The following is a 10,802-nucleotide window of genomic DNA, read 5'->3' as shown; positions in this document are numbered from 1 at the left end:
ATTACTGGGTAACAATACTCATCCGATTGTATTCAACTCAAACGGCTCTGCAAATTACCTTGATTTTGTTTCTCCTGTAATCCCTAATTTATTTTATATCACCGGTTATAACAGTCTGCACCAGGTGGTCGGCCAGGGAGGTGCTGCTTTTCCTGTTGAGATAACTCCCTGGAGTGTACGGCCATCTTATCCAGCAGAGATATGGGTTAGGATAAGTACATCGCTTGCAGGAGATAGGTTCATTTATAGATATTCTTATTAGTTACTAAAATTACTGGCCAATATTGTTGGTATGAAGTATGGCGATGTGCAGTCATACCAAAAACAAAGTACAAGCTCAACTGCACTGCAATCTTCATTATTAAAATTTAATTTATTTAACTATATTTAATTTTATTATACAGCTAATCTCTATCAATCCTTATGCATTACAAAAAAATATTGCTACCCGCTTTTGTCTTCTCACTTTTTTTAAAATCCTTTTCGCAGCCCAAAGTTCCGGATCATGTTTTTTATCAAAAACTTGAAAATGGTTTAGAAGTAATGGTGCTGGAAGATCACACTATTCCCTTTTCTACAATTCAAATTGCCTGTAAAAACGGTTCCTTTACCGAGGATAATGAGTATAATGGCCTTAGTCATTTATACGAACACATGTTTTTTAAATCGAACAAAGAATATAAAAGCCAGGAAGATTTTTTAAAGGCCGTAGATAAGCTTGATATGAGTTACAACGGGCAAACCCTGGAAGAAAATGTTACTTATTACTTTACTCTTCCAAAACAAAATACCATAAAAGGCCTGGAGTTTATGAACGCTGCAATTCGTTATCCAAAGTTTAAAAAAGCCGACATGACTGCAGAAAACCCAATAGTAGATGCAGAATTTCAAAGGCACGAATCGAGTCCGTATTTTATACTGATAGATACCATCAATCACCTGCTTTGGGGAAATAACTACAGCCGTAAAAATATAATAGGCAACCACAATGTTATCCTTTCGGCTACGCCTGAAAAAATGGAAACCATAAAAAACAAATTCTATTATCCTAATAATTGCCTGCTGATTGTTGCAGGTGATGTTGAGCATAACGAAATTTTTTCTAAGGTTGAAAAGATTTATGGTTCCTGGAAAAGTTCAACTTTTGATCCTTTAAAAGAATTTCCCATACCCGAAATAGAACCCTTAAAAAAGAACAGCCATGTTGTTATTGAATCTGCCTTGGCGGAGTCTCCCCTGCTGATTATACGCTGGCAGGGCCCCGATATGAGGAACGATATACAGGGCACTTATACTGCGGATGTTTTTTCGTACATACTTAACCAGCGCCGATCTAAATTAACGCAGGCATTGCAGGAAACTGGTTTGGCAAATGATATTCAGATCAACTATTATTCTCAAAAATATGTAGGGCCCATTACATTTTCTGTTTCTCCCAATCCATCTAAAATAAAAGAATGTTACCAGGCCATGCAAAAGGAAATAGAACAGTGGGATGATGATAATTATATTTCGGATAAACAATTAGAACGGGCAAAAAAAATACTGTACATCACACAGGTAGAAGAACGGGAAGAAGTAGAGCGGTATGTACATTTAATTTCCTTCTGGTGGGCCTGTGCATCTACAGATTATTATACTTTTTACCGGGAGAACATGGACAAAGTAACTCCTGTTGATATAAAAAATTATGTAAGAAAATATATAAAAGGCAGATTTTCCTGCACGGGCCTTATTATACCAAAAGGTTCAAACCTTTCCACCGATCCAAATTTTTATTTCTCTAAATAATTTATAATGAAAACTATTATTTTAAAATTTTATGGCATTGGCATTTTATGTATGCTGTTATTAATTACGGCTACAGGCTTTGCACAAAGCAATACTGTTGAGTTTACCACCGCCGGGCTTAAAGTTATATTGCGGCAAACCCAAAAGGAAACACTGGTAATGAACATGTATTTCAGGGGAGGTACTTCCAATTATTCCGCTGCCAATACAGGCATTGAATCGTTGGCTTTGTCGGGTTTAATAGAATGCGGCACTTCCAAATATCCGGCTAATGATTTTAATGATCAGATAGATGAATATGGATTACACATTGCTGGTATTGCCGATAATGATTATGGTGTAGTAAAATTGAGTTGCATCTCAAGATATACCAACGAAGCATGGAAATTGTTTTCCTCAGCCATTACATCTCCAGTTTTTGAAACACAAAAATTCAGTCTTTTAAAAGAACAGAAAATAAATGATCTTAAAGGCGAGCAGTCAAATCCTGACAGCCGTTTAAAGTGGTTTGCACAGGAGTTTGCATTTTTCGGTACACCCTATGCCATTAATCCCTTTGGTACAGTTGCAGGTTTGCAATTATTAAACAGGGATGCTGTAAAAGATTATTATTTCAATACGTTGCTCAACAAAAACCGCATGTTCCTGGTGGTTGCCGGTAATATTTCCAGGGAAGATCTGGAGAAAAAAATACAGGAAGCTTTTGCCACTATTCCGGCTAAAACATACACCGCTGCAAATGTTGTAAATGCAAATTTTACAGAAGAGCTTTATAAAATAGAAAACAGAAGCATTGCAACCAACTATATTGCCGGCATTATTAATGCCCCTGTTTTAAATGACCCCAATTATCCGGCTTTTCGTTTGGCTGTTACGCTTTTAAATGGCGCTATGTTCGATTACATTCGTTTAAACAAACAGCTTTCTTATGCACCTTCGGCATCAATGTCAGAAGGTAAAATTTCTTATGTTACGCTGTATGCAAGCACTACACAGCCTGCAGAAACAGTAAAAGCCATGCGTTTAATATTATCTTTTATGAAAAACAAAACGTATTCTGAAAAAACAATGGAGAATGTACGAAAATCTCATTTGCTTTCTTATGCAAAACGACAGGAAATAATGTCGGAGATCGCTAACCAATTAGGTGAAGCAGAAATAATGGGTGATTGGAAACTTGCAGAAAATCTTGCCTCCAGAATGAGTACCGTAAATGCTGAAGAGATGCGGCAGGTTTTAAATGCTTATGCAAAAAATATAAACTGGGCTTATATTGGTGCTTCTGATTTGGGTAAGGAATCGTTTGGTAAATAGAATGAGTTATCTGCTGCATAATTTTGTTTTTAATGCGTTGAGCTCTTCGCCTAATTACTGTTTAAATATAAAATAGTAACGGAGAAAATGTATTGTCATCAAGCGATTTATAAAACAGATTTACAAAACCAATACTTTTGTAAAGTGATACATGTATTGCACAATCCCGTTTTTAATGCGTTGAGCTCAGGCGATAAACACGTCAGTTTGGGTACTGATGCGGTGAAATATTTTGATGAATCGGTTTCTCCATTTGTAGGTTTTAAAGAAAGTTATACCAAAGGTTTTGCCGACTTGTATGAATTGCTACCATTGGGCCGCAGAATTTTGTACGCCATTCCATCTCCAATCACTTCACCCAACGGCTGGCAGGTACAGCATGATATTCCGGGATTACAATTTGTTTATGAAGGCAATGGTGATATCAAAAAAGAATTCGATGAGGTGAAGCCGTTAGGCGAAACGCATATAGACGAGATGGTACACCTGGCAGCACTCACTAAACCCGGACCATTTGGAAAAGGCACCATTAATTTCGGGCACTACCATGGCATTTTTGAAAACGATAAACTGGTAGCCATGACCGGACAGCGCCTGCATGTACAAAACTATACAGAGATAAGTGCGGTATGTACACATCCAGATCATACTGGCAAAGGCTATGCTAATACTTTAATGCAACATCAGTTACAACTTATACTGCTACTGGGGCAGCAGCCATTTTTACATGTAAGAGAAGATAATGAAAGAGCAATAGCGCTTTATAAAAGGCTCGGCTTTACCGTTAGCCGCTCAATGAATTTTTATTTTATGAAACGGTTGTAAGCTCACAGCGTCTCGTCGCCAAGGTTCGTATCACACGAACACTTCGCTGTAATCCTCTGGATTATAAGTTTTAAAAAGTTACGTAAAACAAAAATTAATGAAGTAATAACCACTAAGCTGATATTGAAAAGACCAGGACTTTAGCGATTGGTTCGTGAAGACACGAACCAGGGCTGAAAAATATTTTTGCATTGGGTGGTTTAAGATTATTTTAGTTGACTAAAGCAATGGCTTTGCAATATTCTTTTACACTTTCAATTGTATATTAAATTTTCAGAGGAAGATCATTACACAAAATTAAAATAGTAAAATGAAAGCTGCAGTTCGTTTAAAATATGGCTTGCCAAAACTGTTATCAATAAAAGAAGTTGCAATACCTGTTCCTAAACACAATGAAGTATTAGTAAGAGTATATGCCACTACTGTAAGCAGAACCGATTGCCATGTACTGTCGGGCTTGCCATTTTTTATGCGGTTGTTTACAGGATTATTAAAACCAAGGCTAAGTATTACCGGAACAGATTTTGCCGGCCAAATTGAAGCAACAGGTAAAAATGTAACCACTTTTAAAACCAGTGATAAAGTAATGGGCTTTGAATTTTTTGGATTACGATCTCATGCTAATTACCTGGTATTACCCGAAAATAAAGACCTTATCACCATGCCCGAAAACCAAAGTTACGAACAGGCTGCGGCAAGTATTGAAGGAGCGTTTTACGCATGCAGCGTTTTTAAAAAAATGAATCCCAAAGCTGGTCAAAAAGCATTGGTAAATGGTGCAACAGGAGCAATTGGATCTGCTATGGTTCAATTTTTTAAATTTTCCGGTACATCTGTTACAGCAGTATGCAGTAACGAATACAGTGCATTGGTAAAATCGTTAGGGGCTGATAAAATTATTGATTATAAAACGGATGATTTTACAAAAGATAAAGAGCAGTACGATTTTGTTTTTGATGCGGTGGGCAAAAGTTCCTTCAGCAAATGCAAAAAAATTTTAAACAGCAATGGCTTTTATAATTCCTCCGGCGGGCCTAATTTTTTGCAGCTACTTATGGCACCTTTTTCAGCGGGGAAAAAAGAAATATTTGCTCCGCCCAAAAATTTTAAGGCTTGTCTTGCTTTTATTAAAACCCTGATAGAAAACGGAAACTTTCAACCAGTTATAGATAGAAAATATCCTATTGAAGATATAGCTGCAGCATTTGAATATGTGGCAGCAGGACAGAAAATTGGTAACGTAATTATTACCATGGATAATTAAACACCAAATGCCTCCTGCCAAGATTTGTGTCTTCAAGAACCAAAGCTCAGGCTGAGTGCTGCTAGAATTGTAAATTTGCCAAAGAACAAAACAATCATGACCAAACTTTCTGTAAACATAAATAAACTGGCCACATTGCGTAACAGCCGTGGTGGTAATAATCCAGATTTAATTAAAAGTGCAAAAGATATGGAGCGCTTTGGCGCCGATGGTATTACCGTACACCCGAGGCCGGATGAAAGACATATACGCTACGCAGATGTGTACGACTTAAAAAAAATAGTTACCACCGAATTTAATATTGAAGGCAATTGCACCGAACAAAGTTTTGTGGACTTAGTTTTAGCCAACAAACCCACACAGGTAACATTAGTGCCCGACAGTAAAAATCAATTAACCAGCAACCATGGCTGGAATACGATTGTACATAAAGAGTATTTAACCGGCATCATTGCTGTTTTTAAAAATGCCGGCATCCGTGTTTCTATTTTTGTTGACCCTGTTATTGAAATGGTAGAGGGCGCTAAAACCACCGGCACAGACCGCATTGAATTATACACCGAATCGTATGCAAGGGAATTTGCTATTGGGAATAAGGAATTGGGAATACAACCTTACATAACCGCAGCTTTGAAAGCAAACGAGCTGGGGCTGGGCATTAATGCCGGCCACGATTTAGATCTAAACAACTTAAAATATTTTGTCGAAAATATTCCCGGCCTTTTGGAAGTTTCAATTGGCCATGCATTAATATGCGATGCTATTTATTTAGGATTGGAGAATGCGGTGCAGTTGTATAAGCGGTGTTTGAAATAAAATACATTCCACCAACTCCCTAAAAAATAAAAAGCCGTTTCCAAATACAACCAATAATTCTTATTTTTATACCTTACAAAATTTTCGCTTAAATATTTTCATTATGCCAAAACCATCAGCAACAAGCCATTCTACTTATTTTCAAAAATATATTGATCTTGTACCGGAGGAAGATTTAACCACAGCATTTCAAAAGCAATACCCTATTTTGTCTAATTTTTTACACAGCATTAATGAAGACAAATCTGCTTATGCTTATGCGCCTGGTAAATGGACTATCAAAGAATTGCTGCAGCACATGACGGATACCGAACGCATTTTTGCTTACCGCAGTTTATGCTTTGCCCGTAAAGAAAAAAACAACCTGCCCGGCTTTGATGAAAATGATTATGCAGCAGCCAGTAATGCCAACGAACGCACCTGGAAAGAGCTGGCAGATGAATTTTTATTTGTAAGAAAATCTACTGAAATATTATTCAACAGTTTTACCGAAGCGGCTTTAAGCAACAGCGGTTCCGCCAATAACAATCCTGCAACGGCGGCCAGCATGGGCTTTACTGCCATAGGGCATGTGTACCATCACATTAATGTTTTAAAAGAAAGATATTTGTAAGCCACAAGAAAAATCCCGTTAAGCAATATGCAAAACGGGATTTTTTTTATGAAGTATTTTTTGATTAATTATTTTTAGCGGTTGCTTTTTGCATTATCATAGTGTTTACTACTTTTAATGTTTCATCAATATAAATATCGCCGCTTAATCTTTTAAGCCATTGCTTGTTTCTTTCTACCCTGTCTTTTGCTGCATTAATATTTACGGTATCGGATGCAACATTTTTAACTACCAGCTCTTTTGGAAGTTTGAACAAAGTATCCAGTTCTTTGTAAGCTGCTTTAACCTGCTTTTGTTCTTCTTTATATTTTACAATATTTAACGAACTTTCTTTTTCGCTGTTGGTGCTTAACCAGTTGATGTTGCTTTTTATCTTACTGAAAACAGAACCCTTATTAATTTTATCGTAAGTAATATTTACAACTGCATCGTTAGTGGTTGAGGTTGTCCAGGGCTGGTAATCTGCTTTTGCAATTTCATCCCACGAAAGTGATGAGGTATTATCTTTTTCACGGAATTTTAAATGCTCGTACCTGTCCGCCAAAACCACGTCGGGGGTTACACCTTTTAATTGGGTAGCACCACCATTAATGCGGTAAAACTTTTGCAGGGTTAATTTTAATGCACCTAAATCTTCGGTATTTTTATTGGCAAATAAAGGGTTTTCACTTTCTGGCGATAATGGAATGTTGCGCTGCACAGTTCCTTTACCATAAGTAGAAGTGCTGCCAATTATAATTCCACGTTTATAATCCTGTATGGCAGCAGCAAAAATTTCGGAGGCTGATGCACTAAACTCATCTACCATTACAGTAAGTGGACCGGTGTATAAAATATTTTTATCCCTGTCTCTTAAAACTGTTGCTTTTTCATCTCTGCCTTTAACCTGCACAATTGGGCCGTCTTCAATAAACAAACCGGCCATTTTTACCACCTCAGATAACGATCCGCCGCCATTGCCTCTTAAGTCAATAATAATACCTTCCACATTTTCTGCTTTTAACTTGGTTACTTCTTTAGCCACATCGTTAGAACATCTTGGGCCGTTAGGATCCTGAAAATCCTGGTAAAACTCAGGCAAATAAATATACCCTACTTTATGTTCGCCATTTATTACAGCACTTTTGGCAAACGTGTCTTCTAATTTTATTTTATCTCTTAATAACGAAACTACTTTTATAGTACCGTCTGCTTTTTTAAAAGTCAATTTTACTTCCGATCCTTTCTCTGCTCCTCTAATTAATTTAACGGCATCAGTTACCGAATATCCTGTTACATCAACAGGCTCCGCATTGCCCTGTGCAATTTTAATTATCTCATCATCAATTTTAATATCCCCATTTCTTTCAGCGGGCATACCTGCAATAAGGCTGGCAATTTTAATTTTGCCATCTTCTTCTTTTAGCTGGGCACCAATACCATAAAATCCTCCGCTCATACTTTCGTCAAATGAACGTTTGTCGATTGGTGGAAAATAATCGGTGTGGGGATCCATACTCTGAGAAATAGCATTTACAAAAGTGCTGAAATTTTCATCTGTTGTTTCATGCGTTTTTTTGGTTGTCATCGATCTGTCCATTCTCTTTTTTACATAATCCCGTGCTTCTCTTTCTAATGTACTGTCTGCCTTTTGTACAAAATCTTTTTTACCTTTATTTTTTTCTCTGTCTTCCTGCAGTTCTACAAATTTGCCCAGCACAATATATTTAAGCGATTTTCTCCACACTTCTTTACGCTCTGCTTCCGATTTAGGAAAACTTAATTTATCCCTGTCCATTTGTATGGTTTCATCTTTTGTAAAATCAAAAGGCTTTGCCAAAACTTCACTTATCAATAAAAAACTTTCGTCACGCCTTTTCATATATACTTCGTTAATGGCAAAAAAAGATTGCAGGTCGCTGCCGTGTATCTCATCATCTATCCTGGCATCAAATTTTTTAAACGACTCTATATCACTTTGAAGAAATACACTTTTTTCATTATCTAACTCTTCAGTAAATTTTTTCAAGACTTCTTTAGAAAAATTATCATCTATCTTTTTAGGGCTGTAATGTCCTTCTTCCAGCAAAATACCCACATTACGTAATACTTTAGTGTACTTCGATTTTGGATTATCATCATTCTCGTTTTTTCCCTGCGATTGAAACGCAACAAAAAGGCTTGCCCCGGTAAGCACCAGTATAACCGGAATAAATTTTTTACTCATCATAAAGTTTGCAATTTTTTGCATGATGTAAAATTAACGTAAAAGCGTTGTTTTTATTTACAGTTTAACGCAGTTATACGAATAATGTTTTGTTAAAGGCTTTTTGTGGAAAAATATGCTGATAAATGGCCGATGCAATCATCAATTGTCTTTAAAACAAAAAATGCTGCTTTTAATGCAGCATTTTTTGTTTGGGGTAATCGAGGGGGCTCGAACCCCCGACCCTCAGAATCACAATCTGATGCTCTAACCAACTGAGCTACGACTACCGTTTTATTTTAATTAAACTCAGAATCATCCCGTACTTACGGGACTCTAACCAACTGAGCTACGACTACCGTTTTTGATTATGCTGCAAAAGTAAAGAAAAACTTTTCTCCTTCAAAATTACATTTTGAGTAAGGAGTATAATACGTTTTCTTTGCAATCGAAAATTGAACGTAATGCACTGGACAAATTATATAATTCCTGTTTTGTTATCAACCTTTACCGGCTGGGTAACTACATGGATAGCGATAAAAATGTTATTCCATCCCCGTAACCCGGTAAATATTTTTGGATTTAAGCTGCAGGGGATCTTTCCAAAAAATCAACAATTAATTGCTCAAAAATTGGGTCAGGTGGTTAGTAAAGAGTTTTTATCGTTTGCCGAAATTGAAGCCAAAGTTACCAACCCCGATAATTTGCAAATGCTGAAACCTGAAATTGAAAAGCATATTGATAAATTTTTACGGGAAAAACTGACTGATCTTTTTCCGATGCTGTCGATGTTTATTGGGGATAAAACTATTAACCAGTTAAAAGCTGCTTTTTTAATGGAGCTGGAAAGCCTCTTCCCTATCCTGATGAAAAGTTATATGACCAAATTGGAAAAAGACCTTGACCTGGAAAAAATTGTAACTGAAAAAGTAGCCAGTTTTTCATCAGAAAAATTGGAAGATATTTTAAACCAGATAACCAAAAAAGAGTTTAAATTTTTAGAAATAATTGGTGGTTTTTTTGGCTTGCTGATTGGGTTGGTGCAGGTACTAATACAGGTTATGAGCAATTAAATAAAATGCATGTTATAAAAGTTGTCAGCCAGAGTTTGTCGAAGGCGGGTTGATTAAAAAGAGGCTTTCAAAAAACACAGCCTTCTACAAGGTAAGGGTTGTACGCTATTTTTAGATACACTAAACTAAATGAGAAAAGGCCAAAAAAGAAAAATCATTAAAAATTCTCGAGAGAAAAAATCTAATGCTGTAACTTTTAGCAAGCTAACACTTCATAAATTAGATTGGCTTGAATGGATCACTATAGGATTGGCAATTTGGTTTTTTATTTACCCAAGACCATATAATATTTTATTAGGAATTTTATTAGCAATTCCTGTAATTGGACTTTTATTAAATGGTTTACATAAGCCAAGTATGGCAACTCTTGTAGAAATTAGTGCCGACAAAAATGGAGAGGATAAATATGATGTAGCTGATTTTATTGACGTTGCTACCTGGGTAATACTAATTAGAGTTTTGCTGGACTTTGAGTTTGAAAGTTTTTACAGCCTGATTATCCCGGGTACAATAACTTGTTTAATTATCTTGACAATTCTTTTTTTGACACACAAATTAATAGCAAAGACAACAAGAAATAAATGGTGGATTTACACTTCTTTAATATTTAATGTGAGTCTTTATAGTTATGCCGGAACATATGCTGCTAATTGCACTTACGACTATTCCGAACCGACAATCTATGAGTCAGAAGTGCTTGAAAAAACTATTAGTCGTAGTAGACGCAGTACAACTTATTATGTAGAAGTTGCACCATGGGGACATCATTATGACAAAGAGAGAATTAGTGTTTCGGCCACTCAATTTGCAGAATTAAATATTGGAGATAAAATAAATATTGACCTTAAAAAAGGGCTATTTAATATTCCCTGGTACTATATAGAAAGAAAGAGATCGTGGAATAAATAAAACAGCCCGGAA

10 protein-coding genes and 1 tRNA gene are annotated in these 10,802 nt (G+C 36.2%); 9 read left to right on the top strand and 2 right to left on the bottom strand.

Annotated elements, in window-relative coordinates; genetic code table 11:
* From ACY651_RS16525 to ACY651_RS16495, 7 genes are all read left to right on the top strand, one after another.
* Window positions 1-262: hypothetical protein (locus tag ACY651_RS16525; protein ID WP_462254598.1), on the top strand; the 262-nt coding region annotated here is incomplete at its 5' end.
* Window positions 263-423: 161 nt separating this feature from the next.
* Window positions 424-1,791, top strand: a complete 1,368-nt coding sequence (locus tag ACY651_RS16520) for a M16 family metallopeptidase (RefSeq protein WP_462254597.1) — start codon at window positions 424-426, stop codon at window positions 1,789-1,791.
* Between the two features lie 6 nt (window positions 1,792-1,797).
* Window positions 1,798-3,105 (top strand): M16 family metallopeptidase, encoded by a 1,308-nt coding sequence (locus ACY651_RS16515; RefSeq protein WP_462254596.1) that lies wholly within the window; start codon window positions 1,798-1,800, stop codon window positions 3,103-3,105.
* Window positions 3,106-3,249: 144 nt separating this feature from the next.
* Window positions 3,250-3,930, top strand: a complete 681-nt coding sequence (locus ACY651_RS16510; RefSeq protein ID WP_462254595.1) for a GNAT family N-acetyltransferase — start codon at window positions 3,250-3,252, stop codon at window positions 3,928-3,930.
* Window positions 3,931-4,240: 310 nt separating this feature from the next.
* Window positions 4,241-5,194, top strand: a complete 954-nt coding sequence (locus tag ACY651_RS16505; RefSeq protein WP_462254594.1) for an NAD(P)-dependent alcohol dehydrogenase — start codon at window positions 4,241-4,243, stop codon at window positions 5,192-5,194.
* 96 nt (window positions 5,195-5,290) lie between these two features.
* Window positions 5,291-6,010: a pyridoxine 5'-phosphate synthase gene (locus tag ACY651_RS16500; protein ID WP_462254593.1), complete on the top strand. Its 720-nt coding sequence runs from the start codon at window positions 5,291-5,293 to the stop codon at window positions 6,008-6,010.
* Window positions 6,011-6,113: 103 nt separating this feature from the next.
* Window positions 6,114-6,623 carry a DinB family protein gene (locus tag ACY651_RS16495; RefSeq protein ID WP_462254592.1) on the top strand — a complete coding sequence of 170 codons (510 nt, stop codon included), beginning with the start codon at window positions 6,114-6,116 and terminating at the stop codon, window positions 6,621-6,623.
* 64 nt (window positions 6,624-6,687) lie between these two features.
* Here ACY651_RS16495 and ACY651_RS16490 read toward each other — a convergent pair whose 3' ends face one another.
* Window positions 6,688-8,853 carry a carboxy terminal-processing peptidase gene (locus tag ACY651_RS16490; protein ID WP_462254591.1) on the bottom strand — a complete coding sequence of 722 codons (2,166 nt, stop codon included), beginning with the start codon at window positions 8,851-8,853 and terminating at the stop codon, window positions 6,688-6,690.
* A 168-nt stretch (window positions 8,854-9,021) separates the two neighbouring features.
* A tRNA-His gene (locus tag ACY651_RS16485) sits at window positions 9,022-9,098 on the bottom strand.
* Window positions 9,099-9,272: 174 nt separating this feature from the next.
* Between ACY651_RS16485 and ACY651_RS16480 the strand changes: the two genes are divergently transcribed.
* Window positions 9,273-9,881 carry a DUF445 domain-containing protein gene (locus tag ACY651_RS16480; RefSeq protein ID WP_462254590.1) on the top strand — a complete coding sequence of 203 codons (609 nt, stop codon included), beginning with the start codon at window positions 9,273-9,275 and terminating at the stop codon, window positions 9,879-9,881.
* A 129-nt stretch (window positions 9,882-10,010) separates the two neighbouring features.
* Complete coding sequence (locus tag ACY651_RS16475) at window positions 10,011-10,790, top strand: hypothetical protein (RefSeq protein WP_462254589.1); 780 nt, start codon at window positions 10,011-10,013, stop codon at window positions 10,788-10,790.
* Window positions 10,791-10,802 lie beyond the last annotated feature (12 nt).

This window comes from Ferruginibacter sp. (assembly GCF_031391665.1).
Classification (GTDB): domain Bacteria; phylum Bacteroidota; class Bacteroidia; order Chitinophagales; family Chitinophagaceae; genus Ferruginibacter.
Note: the sequence above shows the minus strand (reverse complement) of the source record. Positions and strands in the feature narration are given on the sequence as shown.